The organism is Sapientia aquatica, from assembly GCF_004358105.1.
GTDB classification, from domain to species: Bacteria; Pseudomonadota; Gammaproteobacteria; order Burkholderiales; family Burkholderiaceae_D; genus Solimicrobium; species Solimicrobium aquaticum.
In genome coordinates this window covers 1-26,067 of the sequence record NZ_SMYL01000020.1, presented here as the reverse complement: position 1 = coordinate 26,067, position 26,067 = coordinate 1, and the positions used below count along the sequence as shown (strand labels likewise).

Annotated in this window: 18 protein-coding genes; 7 read left to right on the top strand and 11 right to left on the bottom strand. The window is 44.9% G+C overall.

Going from position 1 to position 26,067, the window contains the following annotated elements; genetic code table 11:
- Nucleotides 1–218 precede the first annotated feature (218 nt).
- Complete coding sequence (locus tag E2I14_RS18590) at nucleotides 219–1,382, bottom strand: agmatine deiminase family protein (RefSeq protein ID WP_133331353.1); 1,164 nt, start codon at nucleotides 1,380–1,382, stop codon at nucleotides 219–221.
- A 547-nt stretch (nucleotides 1,383–1,929) separates the two neighbouring features.
- On the opposite strand from E2I14_RS18590, the gene E2I14_RS18585 reads away from it, so the two are divergent.
- The 5 genes from E2I14_RS18585 to E2I14_RS18565 all read left to right on the top strand — a co-directional run bounded on the left by E2I14_RS18585 (nucleotide 1,930) and on the right by E2I14_RS18565 (nucleotide 8,835).
- A complete protein-coding gene (locus tag E2I14_RS18585; RefSeq protein WP_133331351.1) occupies nucleotides 1,930–2,811 on the top strand; it encodes a LysR family transcriptional regulator in 882 nt (293 codons plus the stop codon).
- Between the two features lie 232 nt (nucleotides 2,812–3,043).
- A complete protein-coding gene (locus E2I14_RS18580; protein ID WP_133331342.1) occupies nucleotides 3,044–4,114 on the top strand; it encodes an agmatine deiminase family protein in 1,071 nt (356 codons plus the stop codon).
- 15 nt (nucleotides 4,115–4,129) lie between these two features.
- On the top strand, nucleotides 4,130–5,059 hold the full coding sequence (gene aguB / locus E2I14_RS18575; RefSeq protein WP_133331340.1) for an N-carbamoylputrescine amidase: 930 nt from the start codon (nucleotides 4,130–4,132) through the stop codon (nucleotides 5,057–5,059).
- Nucleotides 5,060–5,128: 69 nt separating this feature from the next.
- Nucleotides 5,129–7,549 carry a TonB-dependent receptor gene (locus E2I14_RS18570; RefSeq protein ID WP_133331338.1) on the top strand — a complete coding sequence of 807 codons (2,421 nt, stop codon included), beginning with the start codon at nucleotides 5,129–5,131 and terminating at the stop codon, nucleotides 7,547–7,549.
- 164 nt (nucleotides 7,550–7,713) lie between these two features.
- Entirely contained in the window at nucleotides 7,714–8,835 is a 1,122-nt protein-coding gene (locus E2I14_RS18565; RefSeq protein WP_227544813.1) for an extracellular solute-binding protein, read from the top strand.
- Nucleotides 8,836–8,883: 48 nt separating this feature from the next.
- On the opposite strand, the gene E2I14_RS18560 is transcribed toward E2I14_RS18565, so the two are convergent.
- The 4 genes from E2I14_RS18560 to E2I14_RS18545 form a co-directional block, all read right to left on the bottom strand.
- Nucleotides 8,884–10,086 carry an agmatine deiminase family protein gene (locus E2I14_RS18560; protein WP_133331336.1) on the bottom strand — a complete coding sequence of 401 codons (1,203 nt, stop codon included), beginning with the start codon at nucleotides 10,084–10,086 and terminating at the stop codon, nucleotides 8,884–8,886.
- A gap of 333 nt (nucleotides 10,087–10,419) precedes the next feature.
- On the bottom strand, nucleotides 10,420–12,828 hold the full coding sequence (locus E2I14_RS18555) for a TonB-dependent receptor (protein WP_133331334.1): 2,409 nt from the start codon (nucleotides 12,826–12,828) through the stop codon (nucleotides 10,420–10,422).
- A gap of 172 nt (nucleotides 12,829–13,000) precedes the next feature.
- Entirely contained in the window at nucleotides 13,001–14,413 is a 1,413-nt protein-coding gene (locus E2I14_RS18550) for an aminotransferase (protein WP_133331332.1), read from the bottom strand.
- Nucleotides 14,414–14,566: 153 nt separating this feature from the next.
- Nucleotides 14,567–15,817 carry a Zn-dependent hydrolase gene (locus E2I14_RS18545; RefSeq protein WP_133331330.1) on the bottom strand — a complete coding sequence of 417 codons (1,251 nt, stop codon included), beginning with the start codon at nucleotides 15,815–15,817 and terminating at the stop codon, nucleotides 14,567–14,569.
- Between the two features lie 209 nt (nucleotides 15,818–16,026).
- Between E2I14_RS18545 and E2I14_RS18540 the strand changes: the two genes are divergently transcribed.
- On the top strand, nucleotides 16,027–16,635 hold the full coding sequence (locus tag E2I14_RS18540) for a TetR/AcrR family transcriptional regulator (RefSeq protein ID WP_133331328.1): 609 nt from the start codon (nucleotides 16,027–16,029) through the stop codon (nucleotides 16,633–16,635).
- A 19-nt stretch (nucleotides 16,636–16,654) separates the two neighbouring features.
- On the opposite strand, the gene E2I14_RS18535 is transcribed toward E2I14_RS18540, so the two are convergent.
- The 6 genes from E2I14_RS18535 to E2I14_RS18510 all read right to left on the bottom strand — a co-directional run bounded on the left by E2I14_RS18535 (nucleotide 16,655) and on the right by E2I14_RS18510 (nucleotide 23,821).
- On the bottom strand, nucleotides 16,655–18,007 hold the full coding sequence (locus tag E2I14_RS18535) for an APC family permease (RefSeq protein ID WP_227544811.1): 1,353 nt from the start codon (nucleotides 18,005–18,007) through the stop codon (nucleotides 16,655–16,657).
- 861 nt (nucleotides 18,008–18,868) lie between these two features.
- On the bottom strand, nucleotides 18,869–20,434 hold the full coding sequence (locus E2I14_RS18530) for a methyl-accepting chemotaxis protein (protein ID WP_133331326.1): 1,566 nt from the start codon (nucleotides 20,432–20,434) through the stop codon (nucleotides 18,869–18,871).
- Nucleotides 20,431–20,814, bottom strand: a complete 384-nt coding sequence (locus tag E2I14_RS18525; RefSeq protein WP_133331324.1) for a hypothetical protein — start codon at nucleotides 20,812–20,814, stop codon at nucleotides 20,431–20,433. Before E2I14_RS18525 ends, E2I14_RS18530 begins: the two co-directional genes overlap by 4 nt.
- A gap of 146 nt (nucleotides 20,815–20,960) precedes the next feature.
- Nucleotides 20,961–21,938, bottom strand: a complete 978-nt coding sequence (locus tag E2I14_RS18520) for a phytoene/squalene synthase family protein (protein ID WP_133331322.1) — start codon at nucleotides 21,936–21,938, stop codon at nucleotides 20,961–20,963.
- A 126-nt stretch (nucleotides 21,939–22,064) separates the two neighbouring features.
- Nucleotides 22,065–22,991, bottom strand: a complete 927-nt coding sequence (locus E2I14_RS18515) for a polyprenyl synthetase family protein (RefSeq protein WP_133331320.1) — start codon at nucleotides 22,989–22,991, stop codon at nucleotides 22,065–22,067.
- A 239-nt stretch (nucleotides 22,992–23,230) separates the two neighbouring features.
- Nucleotides 23,231–23,821, bottom strand: a complete 591-nt coding sequence (locus E2I14_RS18510; protein WP_133331318.1) for a hypothetical protein — start codon at nucleotides 23,819–23,821, stop codon at nucleotides 23,231–23,233.
- Between the two features lie 923 nt (nucleotides 23,822–24,744).
- Between E2I14_RS18510 and E2I14_RS18505 the strand changes: the two genes are divergently transcribed.
- Nucleotides 24,745–25,968 (top strand): M66 family metalloprotease, encoded by a 1,224-nt coding sequence (locus E2I14_RS18505; RefSeq protein ID WP_133331316.1) that lies wholly within the window; start codon nucleotides 24,745–24,747, stop codon nucleotides 25,966–25,968.
- Nucleotides 25,969–26,067 lie beyond the last annotated feature (99 nt).

Sequence of the window (26,067 nt, the reverse complement as noted above, 5' to 3'; positions counted from 1 at the left end):
CAATTGGCGGATTGTGGCTTTGCAGCGCTTGCCGAGCTTAATATATAGTTTCACCGCCCTAAGGCGTTCTTCGTATGAATACATGGACTACCCCCAAAAGTAGTCCAAGATTTTATCCGCACCCCCACATGGTCAATTTTGGATGCGCGTCAACACCTTCAACCAATGATGGAAGAAGGGTTAAAGCACTGCCATTATTTTAAAAATATTTAGCAAATTTATGGAACAGGCTGCTGTTGTGTTACGCAGTGAATTCCACCGCCGCCTTGTCCATATAAGGTTGGAAGACTTAACATCTCAATTTTTCTTCCCGGATAAGCTGCCATTAGTTGGTTCACGGCTAAAATGTCTTTCGCTGGGTCATTGCACAGTGCTCCCATCGCTACTTCAATGACTGCGCCGTTAGTAACACACAGATTAATATAGCTCGATAACATGGTGCTATTAATCGCTTTAGGTGCTTGCATTTTAATGATATTGAAGCTCCGCCCTTTGGCGTCGGTCGCTGTTTGTAATGTGCTTAGCCATTGTGCTGCGTTCGCGGCAAAGGCATCGCCACTATCCGCAGGATCTGGAACATGGACGATAACAGTGCCAGGCTGAGTAAATTGAACTGTAGCATCGCAATGATCATCAGTAATGTCCTGTCCGATAACGCCGGTACACCAAATCATTTTCTTCGCACCATATTGATTTAATAATTCTGCTTCAATCTGGGCGAGTGTTTTTCCTGGGTTGCGGTTGGGATTTAGCCATGAACTTTGATTGGCTAGTAATGTGCCATCGCCATCTTCGACTACACCGCCACCTTCACCTACTACAGATGCTGCTGTGAAATTGACTCCCAGATAGGCTGCCATTGTTTTTGCGACGGTAGCGTCATGCGCATGCGTTTGTTTATTACCCCATGCATTGAAGTTCAGGCCAAAACAATTCAGATTGCCTAATCCATCTTTACGGAAAATAACTCCCATATCGCGCATCCAGCAATCGTCATTTGGAATGGTCGGAATGATGGTGACAGGGTAGGTTGTCGTACCGATTTTGTTTTTTGCAATCGTTGCATTGCTGGTGCCATTGGCAACCATGTATACGGGTTCGTATTTTGCGATGGTGCGCGCGATGAGGGCAATATCTGTTTGTATGCCTTTGAGCAGGCTAGATCCCCAAATCGTTGTGCTTGAGGGCCATGCCATCCATGTGCGGGTATGCGGTAAATTTTCATCGGGTACATAAAAATTACCAGTTGTGGCGGTAGTTATGATGTTGCTTGCGTACGTGGTTCCAATAAATCCGGTTGCGGCTAATCCTGCCACACCTGCGCCTGCGAGTTTGACAAAGTTCCGTCGTGATTGATTTTTAATGAGCTTACTTCCATTCATGCCTATCTCCTTTTTTTACCTCAATTTAAAGAGGTATTTTTACGTTTTAAAAAATGTCGCAAGGTATTGGCGACAGAGGATAACGGTCATATTCGTAATCAAAATCTGCAAAAATTTAAAACCGTATTGGGTGCTACTGAAAATAAATATCTAAGAAAAAAACGTTTCTTTGATTGATATTGACATAAACAGAAATGGACAAAGTTGAATTCTTTAGCGAGGATTCATCACTATTTCTCATATCTGTATGAAGCATTGACGTTGGATTATTGGGATTAACTCTGACTGATGAAGTAACGATTTTCGTAAAAGAAGTAGTTGCAGCGGATGAAATTTAATTGGTAAAGCTCAATTCAAGTTGCTTAAGTTATTAGTTCAATCGACTGACTTAATAGTTGATATAATCATTTTCAATAAAATAGCCTGATTGTGCTGCGTGTTAAGTGGCAAATAACGGCGATGCATAGCTATTGAAGGTATCGTTAAAATTCACACTCTGCAATCATTGGGCATTCCCAAAGATATTTTTAATCACACTCCGATAACTATGCGAATTCCTTCTTTACGATTGCTTTCTGGTTTTGAGGCAGCGGCACGTTTGGGTAATTTTTCACGTGCCGCAGATGAGTTACATTTGTCTCAATCTGCTGTAAGCCACCAAATTTTGCAATTAGAAGAGCAAGTTGGTATGCCCTTGTTTCGGCGTACTGGCCGTGGAGTGGAATTGACAGTAGCTGGCGAAGTATTGCAGCGGAGTGTGCTTCGTTCTCTGGAATCGCTGAAAAGTGGCTTAGGCAGAATTGAAACCTATCTGAATCCTGGCATTGTGACGATTGTTTGCCCAGCACCTATTTTGCATGGTTGGTTGCAATCTCGTATCGAGCAGTTGCAACTGGCTATTCCTAGCTTATGTCCGGTGTTGTCGGTAGATGAAACGGCGCGCTATATCGACGAAGATGATGTCGATATTATGATAAGCAATCGTCCGATTCAGCAAGCCGGGTTAGTAGAAGTTCCTTTTTTACAGGACGAGTGGGTCGTGGTGGCAAATGCGCTATCTGCCAAGCGACTAGCCGGTATTCCGATAGAAAAACATCATCGTGAAACCACTCTGGTATGTCTGGAAGAAAGTCTGACCAATGACGAGATTGCCAGTATTTTTCGTAATCAATTAAACGGATTTAAGAAATCTGCTTTGTACGATGATCAGCGTTTGCTTTTGGATGCGGTGATACGAGGACGCGGTATAGCGTGCCTTCCATTTTTATTAGCATCCGATGAAATCAAGCGTGGTAATTTGGTTATTCTGCGCGATTATCCGCGCGTCCCCAGCACCACTTGGTGGATCTCTCGCATTGCAGATCAGCCGCGCGCTGACATCGTGATTGAAACCGTCGATTGGTTATTGGCACAGAGCAATTTGAAGTGAGTGTTATTTCTGCAGTGTTTTTGCACGACAGATTCGCATTAATGGCAGGCCAATTTCGCCCCGTTATGGATACATACTCATCAGATGAGTTTAGGTTTTTTGTTAATTAATTATTATTTCATCTCCTTGAGGTATGAGAAAAATTGATTAATTGACGCAAATTTAGTCGCTTTCCCATCAATAAAATTCATCTTAGTATGCCCTCACCAAGAACATAACGTGAGGAGTAAGGATGAAACACAACGATTTTGATTGCCGACGAGATGGTTTTCGCATGCCTGCCGAATGGGAGCCAATGGCAGCAACTTGGCTCGGTTGGCCAGTGTATGAGAACCGAGAAGAGCTCTGGGGTGATCATTACCAAGCTGTATGTCAGGCATTTTCATTGCTGGCTCAAACAATCGCTAAATATCAACGTTGCATCGTAACCGCCTACGCGCCACTTGCTGAGGAAGCGCGTCGTATGTGCGGGCCAACGGTGACGGTAGTCGCACTGGCAGTGGAAGATAACTGGTTGCGCGATTGCGGGCCAATTATTTTGGTCAACGATGATCATGTTTGCCAGATGGCGGCTGCGTTTGAGTTTAATGCGTGGGGAGAAAAATACACGCCGTACGATGGCTGCACCAAACTTGCCGATGATATTGCCGGGTTAGCGCACATACCAATCACTCGTTCGGCGATGATTTTGGAAGGCGGTTCATTTTATGTTGATGGCCAAGGTACGTTGATAACAACGGAGAGTTGTTTATTGCACCCAAACCGTAATCCCACAATGAATCGTAAAGAGATTGAAGCAGAATTGATACGCATGTTAGGCGTGCAAAAAATTATCTGGCTGCCTGGTTATCCTCCTGAAGTTGAAACCAATGGACATATTGATGGCATCGCTTCATTTATCGCGCCCGGCAAAATTTTATTCAATTTGCCGGACGCTGATATGGGTGAATATTATCAATTGATGCTAGACAATCGGCGTGTGCTGGAGCAGGCAACTGATGCTCGTGGACGTCGTTTTGAAATACTCGATCTTCCAGTTCCCCGTAATGCAAATAACTATGGATCAAGCCGGTTTTGTGACTCCTACGCCAATTATATTTTGGTGAATGGTGCCGTTATTTCGACGGCATTTAATGTGCCACAAGATGAATTAGCCAAACAGGTTTTTGCTAAAGCCTTTCCTGACAGAGTTGTTGAGCTGCTACCCGTGGATGCCATTTCATTAGGCGGCGGAGCTACGCATTGCTCTACACAACAACATCCCATGTTGGGTAACCTTTTGCAGAACTGCAATCTTAGCTAATCATTGAGGTCGACTATGACAAAACGAATTATTACCGTTGCTTCTGTGCAGATGAGCTCAGGTGATTGGGATTTTAAAAAAAATGTGGAACGTGCTGAACGTTTAATTCGGCAGGCTGCAGCGATGGGAGCCAATCTGGTGGTGTGCCCAGAGTTATTCATGATGCCGTATTTTTGTCTGGATCAAAATCCCGCACATTTAGAGTTAGCAGAACCGTTTGAGGACAATCCGCGGCTCGCTTATTTTGCTGCACTGGCGGGGGAGTTAGGCATTGTTTTGCCGATAGGTTTTTTTGAGCGAGCTGGCAATACCGCTTACAACTCTGTGGCAATTGCGGATGCCGATGGCAGCATCTTGGGTAAATACCGTAAAACGCATATTCCTGATGCACCAGGGTATACAGAGAAATTTTATTTTACTCCAGGTGATACCGGATTTAAGGTTTGGGATACGCGCTTTGGTCGTATTGGTGTAGCGATATGCTGGGATCAATGGTATCCAGAAACAGCGCGCAGTATGGCGTTAATGGGCGCAGAGGTTTTATGCTTTCCAACCATTATCGGGTCAGAGCCCGGAAATCCTGACATGGATACAGCAGGTCATTGGCAACGGACTATGCAAGGTCATGCAGCGGCCAATATGGTGCCGGTAGTAGCCGCTAATCGGATAGGTAGCGAAACTGGCATCGGTAACGGTAATCCACAGCAAGCTGGCTTGACTGGCACATTTTATGGGTCAAGTTTTATCGCTGATCACACCGGTGCAAAACTGGCCGAAGCAAATCGAATTGACGAAGCCATATTGATACATCAATTTGATTTGGATGCGATACGTGCAGATCGGCAGAGCTGGGGCTTTTTCAGAGATCGTCGCCCCGAGATGTATTCAACTCTGCAAACCAGTGACGGCGTGTTAGTGCGTCCTGACTTGCAAAGAAAAATTTAGGCACATTTTTATTGCGTGCATTACTTCATCCATAAAAAAACAAGATAGTTATTTCAGGAGATGTTAAAAATGAATAGGCATAATAAATCGATCAGAAGTACAGTGTCTCTACTGGCTGTGGCAAGTACGTTTATCGCAACGGTAAGCCGCGCTCAAGAAACTCCGCTAGCACCCTCAAAAGACGCCAACTCAGCACCTGCCAGTAAAGTTACCTTTGAAAAATCAGGTGAGATTCAAAGCGTCGTTGTGACGGCGCAAAAACGTAAGGAAGACGCCAGCAAAGTACCAATTAGTATCAGCGTGATTGGCGGCGAAGAGTTGGCAGCACAACATATTGGTGATTATGCAGACATTACTCGTGCAATACCCAATGTTTCGTTTTCTGGTGGGGGCGGTGGTGGTGATGCTGGAGATGGACCAGGTTTATCTAATATAGAAATTCGCGGAATTAGTTCCTCTGCAGGTTCAGCTACGGTCGGCATTTATCAGGATGATATTTCGATGACGGTATCTAACCAATACAGTATGGGGAGCGCCGAACCGAAATTTTTTGATCTGGATCGGGTGGAAGTATTGCGTGGGCCGCAAGGAACTTTGTATGGCGCGAGTTCCATGGGCGGAACGATTAAGTTTATTACTAACCAACCTGATTTAAAAGAACGTGAAACGACAATCTATACCGAAGCTTCTTCAATCAAGGGTGGTGGTGTGGGTTACAACGCGAATGCGGTATTTAACCAACCATTAATTCCTGGTGAATTGGCATTGCGATTTGGCGTATCTGGTGAACATCAAGGTGGCTTTATTAATTTGGTCAACGGTACTGGCGCAGTGACCGAATCTGGTATTAATTGGCAAGATGCCGGGGTAGTGCGCTTTGCAATGAAATGGGCGCCAAGTAAAGAGCTTACGCTGACGCCCTCTGTGTTTTATCAAAAGGTAAAAACTGGCGATACCGATGTCTCATATTCTCAGTTGATCACCAATAATCAACCTACCGGTATTGCTTTACCTAATTATCAAATCAGTAAAATGGTGCGGGAACCCGGTATGGATGAATTGCTCGTGCCGAGTTTGACGGTAAATTATGAAATGGGCTTTGGTGATTTGACGTCTGTATCGAGCTTTTTTAAGCGTAATTTTCAACGTCATCAAGACGGATCTTTTACCAATAGCAATGTACTGGGTAACAATTACATTATCGGTAATCCTGCACTGGCATCGGCCATTGCAGTGTTGCCTTCGGTAGTTAAACTTGAAAATCAAATCCAACAATATTCACAAGAAGTCCGCATCGCTTCTAAACCATATCAAGCTGGTGGTTCACCGGTGACTTGGTTGGTGGGTGGATACGTATCTAGTGAACATACCAACATTTTTGAAAATGATCCAATCCTTGGTATTAATTCCACGTTCGCCCAATATGGAGCCAGTCCAACCGATCCTAATGTGTTGGTAAGTGCTTTGCCAGTCGGATTTCCTGGCGATAATACCTTTCATGGCGAATATAAAGTTTTGGATACGCAGCAATCTTTGTTTGGCGAGATGAATTATTATTTTGAGCCGACCTTACATGCCACCGCCGGTTTGCGTTATCTGCACGCTGCACAAACGTACGATACCAGCCAGTCGTTGTATTTCAGTGGCAGTTATCCACCAAGTGAGGTGAAATCGAGTGGCACCAAGGCTACACCGAAGGTTTCGTTAACGTGGGAAGTCTCGCCGACGGATTCCTTGTTTGCTTCGGCGGCTGAAGGTTTTCGGGTTGGTGGTGCAAATCCACCCATTCCAGTATCGGTATGTAAGCTCACACAACCTAGTCCGATTAGCTATAAGTCGGATTCACTGTGGAGTTATGAGGTAGGTGATAAGTCACGTTTCTTGAACAATACGGTTGCGCTAAATGCATCAGCTTTTTATGTTAAGTGGAAAAGTATGCAGCAAAATATTACGCTGGCATGTAATTTTAATTACGACATTAACGTTGGTGATGCGACGAGTTATGGTGGCGAAATTGAGCTGAAAGTAAAACCAGTCAAGAGTATCTTGCTTGGTTTATCCGGTGGCGTGACACATGCTGTGTTAGACAATAGTAATGCAGCCAATGCAGGTTTGTATGGCGCGGTTAAAGGTGAATCAATTCCGGGTGTGCCAAAGTTTAATGCTGTATTGACAGCGCAATATGATTTTAACTTGGGTGAAGATGCTTACGGGTTTGTGCGTGGTGCGGCGCGCTGGGTTGGAAGTAGTCATGGTGGATTCGCTTTGTTACCAAATGGCGGTGTCGATCCCGATTATATTCGTCCGGCTTACAACACGTTTGATGCTAGCACAGGGATATCTTGGAATAATTGGGACGCAACCTTGTTTGTTAAGAATTTGCTTAATAACGACAAAGTCATTCAACGCCCGATTGTGCAATCAACGTTAGGCGAAGTATATCGAATTGAACCGAGAATCATTGGAGTAAGTTTGTCTACCAAGTTTTAAAGTAAGTCGCTGAAATTTGCAGCTGGTCGGGCGTAATGGGAAGTCCGGTCAGATGTAAACAATGAAGCGGTTTGGTACTCAAATAATTTCAATAACTTACATATTTAATTGCGCTGACATTTGTAAGTGATTAAGTTAATAGTAATTAGTTAGAAGGCTTAGAAATGGAATTGATCAAAAAAATAAAAACCATGTTGGCTGTGACAGCATTTGGTATCGTATTCTTTACCGCTTCTGCGGTGAATGCGCAGCAAGAAGAAAAGGTGCTTAATTTTTATAACTGGTCAGATTATATCGCTCCAGATACTATCGCTAACTTTGAAAAAGAAACTGGTATCAAAGTCAATTATGACGTCTTTGATAGTAGCGAAATATTACATGCCAAATTGATGGCGGGGCGCACTGGTTATGATGTGGTGATGTCCTCATCTGGTTGGGCGCGTATGCAGGCCGATGGCGGTTTGTTGCGACCACTTGATAAGAGTTTGTTACCTAATCTAAAAAATTTAGATCCATTGTTGCAATCGCAAATTGCAAAAGTTGACCCAGATAATAAGTTCATGGTGACGTGGTTATGGGGTTATATCACGGTAGGCATTAATGTCGACTTGGTTAAACGCACGCTTGGTTCTACTCCGATGCCGGACGATGCTTGGGATCTGATTTTTAATCCCAGTTATGCTGCCAAACTTAAATCATGTGGCGTATCATTTTTAGATTCGCCCTCAGAAGTGATTCCCGCTGCACTACATTATCTACACCTTCCATTGAATACAACCAAACAGGCAGATTATGATGCTGTGTCAACGATGCTGGCAGCCGTGCGGCCCTATGTGACGCTGATTAGTTCGACTGGCTATATGAGTAATTTGGAAGATGGTTCGCTGTGCGTGTCGATGGGATGGTCGGGCGATTTAAATCGTGCACAGCGTCAAGCGACAATGATGGTGAATAAGCAGAATATCAAACCGCTGATGCCTAAGTCGGGCGGTGTAATGTTCTTCGATACGATGGTGATACCTAAAGACGCGCCGCACGTAAAGAACGCGCATATTTTTATGAATTACATCATGAGACCTGAAGTGCACGCAGCGTTGACCAATAAATTGTTGTACGCAAATCCCAATTTGCCTGGTCGGAAATTTGTCACTCCTTCGATTGCAAATAATCCAACCATATTCCCTTCTGAAGCCGAAATTCTGGCGATGGATGTACAGGGCAAAGTTAGTCCGTTCCTGTTACGCATGGGGTCACGCACTTTTACTAAATTTAAATCGGGTTTGTAATGATCAAAAAGTAAAGTCAGCTCTTTGAGCTGACTTTATATGGATAGATTAAGGCACAGGTTGCTGTTGTGTAACGCAATGAATTCCGCCACCACCACTACCGTATAAGGTTGGCAGATTCAGCATTTCCACAGTTCGTCCGGGATAGGCTGCAGCCAATTGCACTTTGACCGCAACGTCCTTGGCTGGATCGTTACAGATTGCGCCTATGGCGACATTGATCACCGCATTATTAGTCACGCACATATTGATATAGCTAGCTAATGTGGTTGCTGTTGCCGCTTTTGGGGCTTGCAGTTTGATGATATTAAAAGCGCGTCCTTTAGCATCGGTAGAGGTGCTTAATGTTTGCAGCCATTGCGCGGCATTAGCTGCAAATGCGTCGTTATCCGCCGCATCTGGAACATGCACTACGACTGTGCCAGGTTGGGTGAACATGACCGTGGCATCGCAATGGTCGTCAGTGACATCCTGACCAATAACTCCTTTGCACCAAATCATTTTGGTTGCACTGTATTGCTTTAATAATTCTGCTTCAATCTGATCACGTGTCAAACCGGGGTTGCGATTGGCATTGACCCAACTGCTTTCATTGGCTAGCAACGTACCTTCTCCATCTTCTACAACGCCGCCGCCTTCGCCGACCACGGTTGATGCCGTAAAATTTAACCCTAAATAAGCCGCGACCTGTTTGGCCACCAAGGCGTCATTAGCATGCGTTTGATGATTGCCCCAGCCGTTGAAATTCAGACCAAAGCAATTCAAATTACCTGCGCCATCTTTGCGAAATACAGCACCGGTATCGCGCATCCAGCAATCATCGTTGGCAATAGTTGGTATTAGCGTGACAGGGAATGGGGTAGTTCCTATCATCGATTGTGCAATGCTCGCGTTGTTTGTGCCGTTGACCACCATGTACACCGGTTCGTATTTGGCGATGGTGCGTGCTAACAGCGCAATATCGGTTTGGATGCCTGCAAGTTGCGAACCCCAGATAATATCGCTGGCAGGCCATGCCATCCACGTGCGCGTATGTGGTGTGTTTTCATCGGGTACATAAAACTTGGATGCTGGCGCAGGTGCGGGTGATGGGGTTGGTGCTGGAGCGGGTTCTGCATTAGCGCTACCTCCGCCACCACATCCGGTTAACGGATACATGGCCACCATTGCGGCAAGTTGCATTAAATTTCTGCGTTGTTTATTGATAATGTCAGTGGTTTTATTGCTCTGTGTTGGGTAAGTCATGGTCATTTTTTCTCTGCGTTTAAACGTATATCCTGCAGCAAGCCGCGATTAGATGCGCAATCTACGCTTTTTGACGTCATCGGAAAAGCGAGATTTTTGCCGTAGATTCATTAATTAAATTCATATCTGAACTGAGGTACGACTTGATCGGCTTGAGTTTGTATTGCAATATTGGCTAGGTATAGAGCGTTATCTCTACTTTGACTGATGTTTACTTTTGCTGATTTGGTTGTGGACAAAATTTAGTATGAATATGTGTAATGTTGATCGCTGCAGTGTTAAGTTTTACTTTTAAAAGAAAGGGAGATGCTCCCTTTCTTATCTGACTCAATCAATTTTTTACAGATTGCCGTTTACGGTGAATCCTATTGTTCTTGGTGTCAGACGGTACACTTCACTCGGTTGACTTTGCACCATGGGTCGCTGGATCACTTTTTGACTGTTGGCGATATTGTTGACATAGAGCGACACATCCCAGCTTTCAAATTTTAAGCCTGCGCTTGCGTCAACATTGGCATAAGCCGGGCGTTGATAGTCAAGACTAGATGGATCTAACGAACCATGACTGGTTCCGGTCCAGTGCGCGCCTGCACGCAGAAAGCCGGATTTATCTTCGCTGAAGTTGAAATTATATTGACCTGTTAGTGCTGCATTAAATTTAGGCACGCCGTAAATCGATGCACCTTTTACTGCGCCTGTAATGCCGGAATTGGCCCCCGCGCTGTCAGATAACGTGGCATGCGTTAATCCACCTGCTAAATCAATTACTAACTGTGCTGTTGGTTTGTACTTAATTTCAAACTCACCGCCGTTGCTGGTTGCATTCCCGACATTGACGTTAAATTCATAACCGCAAGCAGATTCGTAGATTTGTTGCTGAAGATTTTTCCAATCAATGTGAAATAGCGCGGCATTCATCGACAAAGTATTGTTGAGGAAGCGTGATTTGCTGCCTATTTCATAGCTCCATAATGAATCTGATTGATAGGATAGGGGGTTAGCTGTCGTCATTTGGCAATATCCCAGCGGAACAGCAATATTGGTACCCCCAACACGAAACCCTTCTGCGGCGGAGGCATACAGCGTATTGCTAGGATTCACTTCCCACGTCAGTGCAAACTTAGGTGTTGCTTTGCTCTCGGTGATTTCTTGCGTGATTTTTGCTATGCCGTTATTGGTACCATCGCTAGTAAAAAATAACGATCTATCTGTGAACGCAACTTCCTTGGCCTGCAAAAATCGGAGTCCGGTTGTAAAGTGTACGGTCGGTGAAAAATAGTAATTACCCTCACCAAAAATAGCTTGCTGTGCATCGTGATAAGTGCGGTAAGCATGATAAGAACTATCCCCGGGAAATCCTGCCGTTACGGCATAAGGACCAAGATCGGTCACGCTAGTAATATCTTTTCCTGCTTGGGTAAATGCAGCGTTGATGCCAAATACGGGTTCATTGTCCACAATTCTGGTGTTCGTATTGATGGCATAAGCGCCAATTACCCAAGTGAATGGCGAGACACTGGGATCGTACGATTTCGAAGCAAGCCGCACTTCTTGTGAGAACTGAGAAATCGCGTTATCCAGATATACGGCCGAGGTTAACCCCGCGACCGTTGCTGTTAAGGCAGGGTCATTTTGCACTTGGCTGGCAATAAAGGGAACGTTGACTGTGGTGCCGTCTTGGGTGCGGCTGAAGGTACGTTTGAAATAACTGGTTACTGACGTGATATCACCAATCGTGGAAGCATAATTAATCGTTAAGCTGGGAATAATTAACGTATCTATGCCGGGTTCGCGGATTTTTTTTGGTGTTTCATTATTGGGCAGCGTGGTTCCATCCGCTAACTTGGTATAGGAAACATCGATATCGCCTGATTTTACTTTTTGATAAAACAACGAAGGTGTGATTGCCAAATTTTTAGTTGGCGCCCATTTCATGGCCAGACGAGCTACTTCATCGTCTTCAGAATTAATCCCTTTGGCAATGGTTGCTCCGCTAACTGGATCGACCTGATTGATATATCCACCTTTATGCGCGGACTGGAGGCCAATTCGCAATGCCAGCTCATTCGCAATCAGAGCCTCATTAAAAATAGCTGTTTCCGTATGATTGATTCCTCCACCGGATGTCGATGAAACATCGGCAGCGATAGATGTGGATCGCTCTTGAAGATTCGGCTGATTGCTAATAAATTTTACCGTGCCGCCCATTGAGCTTGCACCATATAACGTGCCCTGCGGACCGCGCAACACTTCAATGTGATCCAAGTCAAAAAATTTCGGTTCAGCGCTTCCCATGCTATAGGCATTACCAACCGTCATAGATACATCGTCTAAATAAATCCCCACAGTTGCAGAACCAGCGGTTGAACTGACCCCGCGCATTTCTACGTTTGATAAACCGGGGCCATTACCAGCATTACCGCCACCACCTCCGCCGGAGAAAGAGATATTAGGAATGGCACGGGTTGCTGATGCAAAGTCGTTGATATGTTGCGCCTCCAGTTCATCACCTCCAACTACAGAAATACTTAGCGGAACTTTGCTGGCGTCTTCTTTACGTTTATTGGCAGTAATAATTACGGTTTGAATCTGATCCGTGTTTTTTAATGCTGGTGCCGGGACTTCTTTTTTGACGTCATTATCCGCGTTGGCTAGTTCTTGTGCCATGCACGGTGAGGAAAGACAAAGCGTTGCCAGAGCAGATGTTACTGCCGCTGCGCAACGATAATTCAACTGTCGAATTGCCATGATTTACTATCTCCTGTTGATAATTTCTTTAAGGTTTATTGGATTTACATTCCCTGCTGGTTGACTTGAACTTCTTGGCTGCATTTGCGACTTTGATTGCCTCTTTGAGCTGCGCTATTAATCGATTAGAGCTAGTGGATTAATCGCGCAACCTATTACGTTTGCGTCTACTTCAAACTACAGTGCGCTCACGCGCGTTTTGTTTTAATTGCTCATAAGTCTTATCCAGACCTTGAGTAATTTTGTTAAACGTGTCGTCGATTTCTTTGCGCGTTAATGTGAGCGGTGGTGACATCAATAGGCGATCGCCAGGCATCAGCCTGACGATGACTCCGCTTGCCAGAATATTGGCGCGTGCCAGATTGCCGGCGTTGTCGCTTGTGCTGAACGGGATGTGATCGTGGACAGTGCTTCCTTTATGTTTATATAAATTGAAGCCACCCAAGAAACCGATGCCACCAGAATTGCCCACTAGCGGATGTGCGTTAAGCGCAGTTAATTTTTGTTGAAAATAAGGGCCCGTCTCGTTTTTAACTTGATTGAGAATATTTTCTTGTTCCAGAATACGAATGTTTTCCAGCGCAGCTACACAGCCAATTGGGTGGCCTGAATACGTGAATCCATGATTGAATTCGCCGCCAGTTTCAGCCAATGTATCAACTATCCGATCAGCGACCAGCACGCCGCCTAACGGCACATATCCTGATGTGACGCCTTTGGCAAACGTGATCAGATCGGGTCTGAATCCCAAAGCTTCGCAACCAAACCATGTGCCCAGTCGGCCAAATCCGCAAATCACTTCGTCGGCTACCAGCAAAATGCCGTACTTATCGCAGATACGTTGAATTTCAGGCCAGTAAGTTGACGGAGGAACAATCACGCCACCGGCACCTTGTACGGGTTCGCCGATAAATGCGGCCACGTTTTCTGGTCCGAGTTCACGGATTTTATTTTCTAACCAGGATGCTGCTTCAAGACCAAATTCCTCGACAGATTTGCCTTGTCCACCTTCCAGATACGATGGTTGCCCAATGTGAACAATGCCCGGGATTGGTAGCCCGCCTTGTTTATGCATACTTGGCCATCCGCCGAGTGAAGCACCCGCCATCGTGCTGCCGTGATAGGCGTTCTGCCGACTGATGATGATTTGTCGGCCTGGTTGCTCTTTCTGGTTCCAGTAATGGCGCACCAGACGCACGATGGTGTCATTGCCTTCTGAGCCAGAGCCAACAAAAAATACGTGATTAAACTGTGCCGGTGAAATTTCTACTAGCTTGGTTGCCAGCTCAATCGCGGGTAAATGTGTGGTGTGAAAAAAAGTGTTGTAAAACGAAAGTTGTAGCATTTGCTTATGAACGGCATCGGCGATGCTTTTGCGACCATATCCAACATTGGTGCACCATAAACCAGCCATGGCGTCGATCATGCAATGACCTTCTGAATCCCAAACATACACACCGTCACCTTTAACAATGATTTGCGAAATCTGTTGTTGTTTCAGTCGGTAGTCGGCAAAGGGATGTAAATGCGCATTGGCATCTTGGTGTTGTAGTTTTGTGGTCGGTAATTGTTCAATGTTAGACATAGGTTTTCCTTAATTTAAATATAATAAATAAGTCAATCGTACGACTTAGTAATGCACTAAAAAATAAGCAATAGATAATTTGCTTTACATAGTTCAAACGGCTGCTAATCTCATCAGAACTTAATGAGTTTGTACTACGTTGGCATTACTTTCTCACGCTAAATTGTGCGATGACAATAGCATCGCGTTAAATAACACCTGACAACCAGCGGCTAAATGTTCTGGCTTGGCATCTTCGATTTCATTGTGGCTGATCCCGTCTTTGCATGGAACAAATATCATTGCGGTCGGTGTAACTGACGCCATATATACAGCGTCATGGCCTGCACCTGTGACCATATCCATGTTAGAAAATCCAGCGGCAACAGTGCTGATCCGAACCTGATTAACCAACACGCTATCGAACTGTGTAGGGGGGAAATACTGAACGTCTTTTAGGTGCACTGTTAGGCTCTGCCGTTGCTCTACTTTGCTACAAACTGCGCGTAGTTCGCTATCCATTTGAGCTAATGTCACTTCATTTAAATGCCGTAGATCGACAGTGAAGTGTACCTTGCCAGGAATGACGTTGCGCGAACCCGGATGGACTTGCATAGATCCAACAGTGCCACGACCATGAGGCGCAAAACTATTCGCAATGCGGATAACTTCTTGAATAATATGCGTCGCTCCTGCCAGCGCATCTTTGCGGATTTCCATCGGTGTCGGGCCGGCATGCATTTCCATGCCAATCACTTCCACGTCATACCAGCGCACGCCAAGTGAGCCTGTGACCACGCCAATTGTTTTTTCCTGATGTTCCAGTATCGGACCTTGTTCAATATGGGCTTCCAGATAAGCGCCGATTTTTCGATCGCCTACGGCAGCGGCTCCAGCATAGCCAATAGTGTGCAATTCTTCTCGTACTGAAATTCCTTGCTGATCACGCGCATCAAGGGCCGTTTTTAAAGTGAATTTTCCCGCAAATACTCCCGAACCCATCATGACAGGTACAAAGCGTGCGCCTTCCTCGTTAGTCCAGATTGCCAGTTCCAATGGTGCATTGGTTGTTACATTACGTTCATTCATGGTGCGGATAACTTCTAAGCCAGCTAACACGCCATAACAACCATCAAACTTTCCACCAGTTGGCTGTGTGTCGATATGGCTGCCCGTCATGATTGGTGGAAGTGAATTATCCGTGCCATTTCTGCGGCCGAAAATATTACCAATCTGATCCACGCTTACATTTAAACCCGCCTGCTTCATCCATCCCACGACTAAATCGCGTCCCTCTTTGTCTTGTGTCGTTAAGGCTAAACGGCAATTGCCTCCTTTTGCGGTGGCGCCGATCTTGGCAAGCTCCATTAAAGAATTCCACAAACGCTGGCTATTGATGGTCAATTCATCCAAATTTTGCTGCATTGTTATGTCCTTTATTCGCGCTGAATCGCGAAGGTTTGGGGCAAGTAGTAATTGTTGCCATACTTGGCTATCATCCTGTTAGTAAGAATTCGTATCGATGTTAAGGAATGTTTATTTTCAAGTCAATCGATTAAATCATTTGATTAATTCATGATACAATCGCACAACAAATAATGACCGTTGGGTCGCAATAAAATAGTGGAGTTGGAATGGCACAATCACGCATAGTTGAAAAAAGAGCGCAGTTAAAAGAACAAATTATCCGTGGTGCAATTGAAGCATTAATTGAAACCGGATTAGCATCAGTTACCACCAGAAAAATTGCCGAAAAAGCAGATGTAAATCTGGCGACTCTGCACTACTATTTCGACAATAAAGATGCCTTACTGATTGGGGCATTAGAAATGATTATTGCTGAAATGAGCCACGCATTGAGTGCTGATGTAACTCAGCAGCGCGATATTAATACCTGTATTGAGAACGTCATTAGCAATTCGTGGAAATTGATTTTAAAAACCCGTGAAATCCAGATACTGCAATACGAATTGACGCTGTACACCATACGCAATCCTAAAACATTATCGCTGGCTAAGTTCCAATACGACTCTTACTGCAAGTTGTACGAAAACGCATTTCAACACGTACTCACTAAAAAGAAGCTGCCATCCAATATTGATATTGCTGATCTGGTTCGGTTTGTGGTGGCGGGTATGGATGGCATTATTCTTCAACATTTGGTTGGTACTGATGAAGCTATTTCCAACAATTCCATCAAGCATCTGATCAAGGCCGCGCAGGCCTTGGTTGCTGGCAAATAACAGGCATAATACGACGTTTTTATACCGCTAATCTTGTTCGGTTTTTAAGATGAAGATACAGCCCATAAGTTATGCCCATCAAAAACCAGACGCTACCTAAACGCAGTGCTGAATCCGGCATGCCTGTCAGAATTTGAATGACGACCAGCATGCCAACCAATGGAATAAACCAGTGAATTAGAAACTGCTTGCTTTTGCGCCGCCACGCAAATTCAATAAGCACGGACAGATGTAAAAACAGAAAAGCCGTCAGCGCACCAAAGTTTACAAATGAAGTTAGTAATTCGATTTGATTGCGCATGAGGATGGCGATTGCCAGAGAAAGCAGGGTGGTAAACATCATCGATACATAAGGCGTGCCGTATTTTTTATGAATTTTTGAAAAAATAACTGGCACCTGTTTTTCTCTGCCCATGGCAAATAACACTCGTGCCACACCAACTTGCATGGGAATAGCATTGGTAAATCCCACAATAATGGCCACCAACCAAGCCAATATTACGGCATACATAGGGCCAAACCGTTGCGCCGTAATTTCATAAATTGCAGCAGCCTCATCTTTGATATGCAATCCCGGCATCAGATTGCCAAGCACCCACGTGGTGAGCACAAACAAACTAGCGCTGATTAACAGTACATGCACGATCGCTTTGCCGACGAGTTTTTTATCGTTGCCTTTGACTTCTTCGGACAGTGTTGAGATCGCATCAAAACCTAAAAATGACAGCACACAGATTGATGTGGCAGTATAAATTTTGTTGATTGAAAATAATTCTGGCGCGTAAAAAGGCTTCAAACTCATGTTGCCTGCGCCGCTACCCTGATAGATAACGAGCACTCCCAATACGATGACAGAAAACACAATCAGCAACTGAATTGCCACCGAGATGATATTGATCTTTGACGATGACCTTACTCCGAACCAGTTGATGCCTAAGGATGCAAAAACAAATAAGCAAATCCAGACTGAGCGGTCAAATTGAGGAATTAGTGTTCCCATGCTGATAGACATAAGCACAAACAACAGCGAGGGAATAAGCAGGTAGTCAAGCAACACCATCCAGCCAGCTATAAATCCAGGCAGCGGTCCCAAACAATGCCTTGCTATGCCATACACTGACCCAGCATTGGGAACATGCTCTGTCATTACCGCATAACTCTTGGCCGTAAAAAACATGCACAGACCACCCAATAAATAAGCCAACGCAATCAAGCCACCGGATGCCCCCCAAACAAGCCCAAAAGTAAGTAGCGGCGCTACTGGCGAAATGTATGCCAATCCATAAGCAATTAAATCACGATACTCAAGGGAAGGAATTAGGCCGGCCCTAGCTTGCCCCTGTTGTTCTGATGTCGGATATTTGATGCCCACAACGGTCTCCTGATTTTATTTTGACTAATTCTAAGTGCGTAAAATTATTAAGTCAAATGATTAATTCAGTCGATTGATTTATTATTTGAGGGGGGGAATCAACTCAATTTCTGCGCGACTTTTTATGTCTGGTACCGAACAATATAAAAAATGCGGATTGTTGTGCACTGGCAAATATATCCTTTCGTATATATCAAAAGAAATTTTTAACTGCCATATTGGAGGCTTGTTTTAGTTTTTTAACTAAACAAAAAATGGTTGACTCGTTTTTTCAGAGGCCAATTTACTATTTACTTCAGATAAGCTCACCTAACCAATGCTTACTTTCCGTTGATTGCCCTAGGCACGCGGTCTTGCTGGCAAACTCATAATCCGTTGGTACCGTGTTCGACTCACGGGAGGCCCACCAGAATTGAGCACTTAGATTAAGGACTTAGGTTTATGCCTAAGTCCTTTTTTTATTGGTCTTGTGGTTAAATATTGGTACAAGGTACGCGTCACAACGAGGTTGCGCCGACTGATCGAAAGGTCAATGCAAAGGTCGAGGCGAGCCTGTAAAGTCGTTATTTAACTCGTGTGTTATTTGTGATGACCCATTTCGAATCAGCAGTGCGAGATAGGGCGGACGTCTGCTGCAAGGCGAAATGTTCACCGACTTAGCCACCATTTCCACGGCGCGCGAGTTACTTGATGTTGACGTTGCTATGCACCTTTATTTTTTTGCGTATGACGCATTCCCACTTGAGATTTACTTGAGATGCTGAAACTAACCGACCGATCTTTCTGCTTTCCATATTGATATACCCGCGTTATTGGTCAGCCCACGGTCAGATACATAATGAATTGGCGGGCTGATTGTTCTTATTGGACTCTAAAATTGGAGATTGCCTTTTCTAGCATGTCAGCCTGACTTAGCAATGAATCGGCAGCGACTTTTGTCTCTTGTATCATAGTCAGATTGGACTGGGTTTCTTCGTTGAGAACATCGATAGAAATGCTGACTGATTCAAGTTCCCTCGATTCACTTACTGCCGATTCAGATATTTCTTCCAAAAATTGATTGATGGTGTTGGCGTTTTCGACCATTGCTTTCATTCTGTCACCGGCCCGGGTTACGGTTTTGGAACCCTCATTTACTTGGCTCACGCTCGAAGAAATTAATTTCTTAATTTCGGATGCGGCGTCGGAACTCCGACGTGCCAGATTGCGAACCTCGGAGGCGACGACTGAAAAGCCTCGTCCAGAATCTCCTGCTCTGGCTGCTTCGACAGAGGCATTCAAGGCCAAAATATTGGTTTGAAATGCAATCGAATCAATCACGCCGATGATGTCACCAATTTTTTTAGATGAAGAATGAATTCCTTCCATGGTTTCAACAACTTCATCAATCACTTTTCCGCCCTGCGCCGCTACGCTGGCATTTTCATACGAAAAATTTGCCACCGATTCTGTTCGTTGGGCGGACTGTGCGACGTTGCTAGAAATAGTCTTTGTGGTCGATAGTTGCGATTCTAAAATTTGACTGGTGTGCGAAGACCGGTCTGAAATTTCAATACTGCGCGTTGAAATATAAGCACTCGTCATTCTGAGAGATGCCGCTTCATTGCGTACTTTAATAATTAACGCATGGAGTGATTCATAGGCCGCCCGTAAATCCAACAACACCATGGCGGCCTCATCTCTACCTTTGGGTTTCTCAGGAAAGAATCGTAAATCGCCCTGAGATAATTGATGTAAGTGCGAGCTGATTAATGCTAAGCCGCTTTTCGTTACGGAATAAAAAGCGGTGAATAAATATGCCGCTAAGGTTAAGCAAATTATCGTGAGGGCGATGACAATATTGCGTTGGAATAAATAGGTATTGCTGTTCTGGTTCAATATCTCACCGATCTTGTCCAATGTTGATCTTTGCAATTCCAAATAATTTGTAAAGGTTTTCTCGCTTGTTTGACTGAAACGATCTTGATTTCCGTTGACGTCACCCATCAGAAAATAATGCCTTGCAAGACCGCGAAATTCTGATGTGGTTGGCAGCTCCTTATCCAGCAACGTCTTCACACTTTCATTGCTTTTTGAAGCCGCGAGGGCATTCTCTTGAACTTGCGCCTCAAGATATTCTGTCATTGGCAATCTATCCGAGATCAAGCGCACTTGTTGCGGATTGATTTCCCGCTTGCTAAATATGTGCTTGCTATCGGCCAGTGCATACGAAGTTATATCGAGAATCAATGGAATATGTTGTAGGCTAATCAGGGCAAGCTTATTAACGGCAATATCAGGGTCTCTTACGAGGCCGAAATCTCTAGCGATGGCTTGCAGAAGGTCTAACTGGCTCGTGATTATTTGAGTGTAAAAAGCCAATTCATCACTCGGGTCAGTAGCATTGATAGGTTGAGCGGGCAAACTTTCTGGAATGGCCTCAATCATTTTTGGGTCGACAATGTCTCCGATGAGCTCTTGGCGTTTTTTTTAAAGTGCTGTTGCACGTCTTGATACGATGCTTGTGCCGTATCCCAGCCTAATATCGGTGCATTTGTTACGCCAAACTCCACTGCTCGTTGTCGTTGTAATTCAGTAATTTCAATCAATGGCAGCAAAGCGCGCGCGGACTCAAGACCAAGCTGTTCACGTTTGATGAGGGATAACTTAGTTGAGATATCGGTGATTAAATAGCCACTTAGCAGCAATGTTGGAAGCACAAAAACTATTGAAATGGTGATGGCTTTCATTGAGAAAGTCATCTGCGTGAATAGTTTAATTGCAGGAGTCAGGATGTTGAAACGAGTCGCACCGATTTTGATTTTCATAGGTAGATCGTTACTAATTTGGATTTAATGAGCGCTTCAACACAGGCGCACTTTCAATTTATTTACTTGGTCGTTTCTACTTTTAAAAAATGAGCTGCTAGTTGAACTGACTAGCTCTTCTCCCGAGCACTACTTAATGATTTGAATTAGCGACTATCCTTTAAGGCGTTGATCCAACGGTACTTGATGTAATCCGGAACTAGTACTAGATCGCTGGAATCATTATTGATGAGTGGTGTGTGCAAATGACTTTCATGCTTGGCTGGATGTCGCCAAAATTTGGGATTCCAAGCGATAGAAAGTAAAGCAGTCAGTGTGATGAATGCCTTTTTATATCTCGAGACGATGACTTGCTCGTGCCAGTATTCGCACTGCCTGTTTTTTAATTCGCGTCCGATCTCGCGGTATAAGCGGGTGCTGACTAGAATTGATATTCTTGCCCGCAAGGGCAAATAGGATAATCCGCGCTCGCCACTTTGATAGTATTTTTCAGCTTGATTTAAAACGCACAGCACAGCGTTTTTTACTAGTATTCGTTCAGAATCTGCGGGCTTAATGAGTTTTTGCGGCGGCATGTTTTTCACCAAGGTGCCGGGCAGGTAGCGTCTGTTGGCGATGGCGTCGGATTTTATATCTCTGCAAATTTTTGTCAGTTGGATCGCGATGCCTAAATCAATCGCGTAGGGGCTTGCCGCGTGTTGGTCCGTATCGAGTACCCCAAACAACATTAATCCAACCGTGCCGGCGACTCGATAGCAATAGCGCAGTAGGGAATTCATGTCGGTGATACGAACCAAGTCTGTATTGGCGCTCACTCCGGCCACTAGCTCCAGCGCGGTATTTCTTTTTATCGAACATTCCCTGATTAACTCTAAGCCACTCGCGATTATCGAATCGTTGGTGTGATTGGACAAAATCGCTACTCTAATTTTCATGATCTGGCGCCTGGCCAGTACGACCGATTTTTTTTGATTTGCGATAGAACGGATATAACGAAAAAAATAGTACAGTCTGGTCACTCGCAGCGCATGCTTTTGCCCAAGTAATCTCTTGGCCCAGCGAACGTTTTTACCTTTTCTAATTAAAGGGTAGTCCGAGGAAGCTGGAATAGTTATGTTGGCCATGTTTGCTGTACGGTTGAGGTTAGTTTGCCTAATGCGCGGGGCGACAAAATGACTTCAGTAATACATCTGCCTGCGTGTGTATGCGAGTCGTGATTTTTTCGACTTGTTTAGAAAGGGTAAATGGCTTCATTGTGGAATTCCTTGCACTGTCAGCGCGCCAAGAACGCATTCCAAGGTCCGTATATATCCTTCCAATAAAGAACCGGATTTGAATGGCAAATTAAATAGCGCGTTGCTTGCCTTGTCGAGGTAACGCAATGCAAAATCGGTGGCAGAAGCAATGGGATTTGGCGGCTGTTCTATTTTTTGATTCAAATAATCAAAGATAGAGACAATATTTAATCTGGGCTCGCTGTCGGCCGATTGGATCAGTGGTGGTGAGTGATCAATGAAATCAATTAAGTCATCATAAATTTGGAACCCGACCGCAAAATCCATGCACGCGGTTTGAGCTAATTCAACTGTTCGGCCTTTTTTATCTGCGAGTAATAACGCGAGTTCCATCGGTAAGGACAGGCGCATTCCAGATTTAGCGCGGGCGATCTCGATATAGGTATCGAGGTCGGTTCGATTGGAGCGACTAGTCTGACTTGCGCTTTGTGCGTAGATGGCTTGCGATGCGAGTTGGCTCATCCGTGCTAAGAGTATTGGGATGAGTCTAGGCTTGCTTACTTTAGCAATCGCGCAAAATGACGCAGACAAAAATAAATCACCGCAACTTACCGCTAAATTAGTTTCGAATTTTTGCCAGTTGCGCGCTAGCGCGCGGTTCACTTGCTCATTATTTTGAATGTCATCATGAATCAATAAAGCGCTATGTAGCAGTTCTGCAGCGGTCGCAATACATACACAATCATCGTCCGACAATCCAATGACCTTACCGCAACTCAATGCCAGACGAGCACGTAGCATGCTGCCGCTGCTATTGAGCAGACCGGTCAGAGCGTCTTGCATGCCACTGGAAAATCGCAACCGATGTGAGATCGGCACCTGCACGAGGTCGAGCATGGCTTTTTCCACTTGAATGATTAATGCGAGTGAATGGTTTTTCATCAGCGGCCCGGTGTCGTTGTAATGAGGGCCGCAGGCATTAGTCCATTGCGTCCTCTGTGCTTTTTTGCGTGCTGCTGCAAAGAATTCTGGTTGCGAGTGAGATCAAATCCAGCGTTTCTGCTGATCCGAAAATCGCACCAAAAAAAGTCAGTCATTGAGGCAGACTTTGTGGATTTCAATACACGCTGTGAGCAAGGGGGAATGGTGCGAGGTGGGTTCATTTCGTCAATCAAGTTCAATTATATTTTTTTTAGAATCTGTCGCATTTCTGATAAGTGAGCCTGCCCAATTTCCCTCAAAGGCTGAACCAGCGTTTTGTATCGTCCCCACATTTGAGCTAATTGTTTTATCGAATCAATTTCCTTAATTTCTTTGATCGCCCAATCAAAATCATCAGTCCAATTAGTGAGCAGAAAAAGCTCCATTGCGTTGACAGCAGCATGCAGCGTTTGATGCTGATCGACGTATGCCGATACGTTCTGTTGACTCTTACCAAAACGTGATGGGACAGCTCGCATTGCTAAATTTTTGTCGCGCGCTGGTAGTAGTTCGCTGATCGATTCTTTAGCCTCAACGGGATTGGCAATATCGCGCGCAGTCTTTGGGGGCTTGGAATCGGTGACTGAATTTATTGGCGTGATTAGGCCTTCTTTTTGCAGGGTGTGCAACATTGCGCGCACATCGCCAAAAGCATCCAAATTGCGTTCAAAAATACTGATGTCCGTCTTCCCATCAATCGCTAGCAATAAGGCTTTGAATTTTCTTGGAAGTGGGAAATCGCGCTCTAAAACGGTCTCGCTTCCCTTAGTCGTTTTGCTGAAGATTTGCATACAAATTTATTTCTGTGGTTGGTTCAACTAAATTATTTAATCAGGCAAAAAGGTTCAATCCTGTTACTGGTTCTGCTGCCACAAAAGCTACGGTTCGGCATCGTGATGTCACCATCTAATTGAGCCGCTTGGTATTCACACTTCTCACTCGGCTAGCTTTTTTGATTGCAACCAGCTCCGGTTTTAATCAATCCAGCGACGACGATTCACGCAATTTTTTTTGGTTGACTTTGTTAGGTGTGAATTTTAGGCATCGCTTCCTCATGCATTCAGGAATTAACGTTTCCGTCGCGTACCTTCTCAGTTTCAATGCATCAATGAAGAATCACAATGCGACATTTGTCGCGTCTGTTGTTTTGTGCGTGCGCGGAAGAAGAGCTGAAAATTGTCGAATTAACTTTACTTAGACTCAAAGTAATTGTGCGGCAATTAACAATCGTGGTTTGGATGCTATCGATTTAGTGGAGACTAAATTTATGCCGGTAAGGCTGAAGTTGGTTGCATACATTGATGCCTATTAGACGTGTGCCAACGAGTCAGCAATGACGATATTCCAGTGATTAATCACTGGAATTTTGAGTCATTCCGACATCACAGTTGGGGATATAAAGCCGTCAATATTTAGATTGTTAAGCGACCTAAGAGACATAAGTCATGTATGAAAAAAAATCGGGATTTGATTTAATGTCGGCAGTAATTTGTTAAATACTTGAAGTCAACATGCTGGGTTGGAAGTGCCATTTTGCGCGTAATAGTGCGTGAACGGAGTTTGAGCGATTCGCTGCAGTGATGGGATGAGCAAGGAAGATAAATAGTGACACGATGGCGCTGTGTTCAAAACAAACCGCCATCTTTTTTTTGGCCTGCATTCTGTCTTGGTAATGCAGGGCCAGCCGTATTTTTTAAAATTTTAGGGAATTGATATGTATTACAAATTTGGTCTTGAACTGACATCGCGGGCACCGAATAGGAAGCGCCTAATTAAAAAGACATCAGCGGAGCTATTGGTCGTTTTGGCGCTTGGCTCGATGGGTTTGGCGGGCTGTGCAGGCGGCTCTGGTGGCGGTTCAGGTGGCGCTGGAGCTAGTTCAGCGTCCACCAATGCAGGGACAAGTTCTTCTGGTGGAGCGAACGTGGCTAGTACCAACCCGCCTGTCGTGGTTACAAAGGTCGAATTTGCCCAGACGCACGTGATTCCACCCAGCGGGATTTCATGGCCAACGACCATCGGTAGCGTCCCTCTTATTTTGGCGGGGCAGAGATCTACGCTAGCCCTAATTCAATTTGGACAAACTGATATAAAAAATCCTGTGCTGGAGGTGTGGAGTAACCAAGCCCTAGTCAAAAGCATTCCCCTAAATCCGCCAACCCAACTTCCTGCCACAGAGGGCGGCGATGCGGCGTATGGCGCCAATATTTGGAGCGCGACCATTCCTGCTAATCTGGTGACGCCGGGGATGTCAGTCAACGTCTCGAGTGATAACTATAGCCGAGCGACAGCCACGGCCGTTAGCGTAGGTGCAAATACTGAACTCAATATGCAGATATTGCCGTTCGTACTTTTCGGCGCAACCAACGCCAATACTGGTCTTGATTTAAACAGCGAACGTGTCATGAAAATGACCGATCAGCAAAAGCAGCAAATCTCAGCCGGATGGCCAGGGTCAATCACGGTAGTTAATCATCCATTAGGTCAATTTGTCAGTCCATTTTTTGTGATGCCGCCGCAGTCAGGGAATCCGGGAATACCTGCCTACGTGGCAACTTCAAAGAGTGACATAAAAGATACGGGCAGAATGGTCTCCGCCGTCAACGATATAACTTACGCAATACATCAATCAAGCGGTGATATGAGTCTCAACAGAGTTACCTACGCATCCATTATTGCCGTCGACAATACCTCATCGGCGGTCAATAAATTGTCGTGGATTGGCAATGGAGTCAGTATTGTCGGGTCTGGATCAAGTACGGGCGGCGATACCTACGGATTTCTGTTGCATGAATCCGGCCATGCAATGAGTCTGCACCACTCGCGCACGGAATACAACGACACTACCGGGCATCATTTTCCGTACATTCAAGGCTCGCTTTTTGGATCCGCTTGGGGTTACAACAGCAGCGTAAGCGTCCAGCGCTACCACCTATGAACGGCAATTAATTTCATGCACTCTCCAGACCTGATCAAATTGGAGAGCAAAGCATGTCGAGATTCAAATCTTTAATAAGCAAAGCAGATTGGCTGCAAC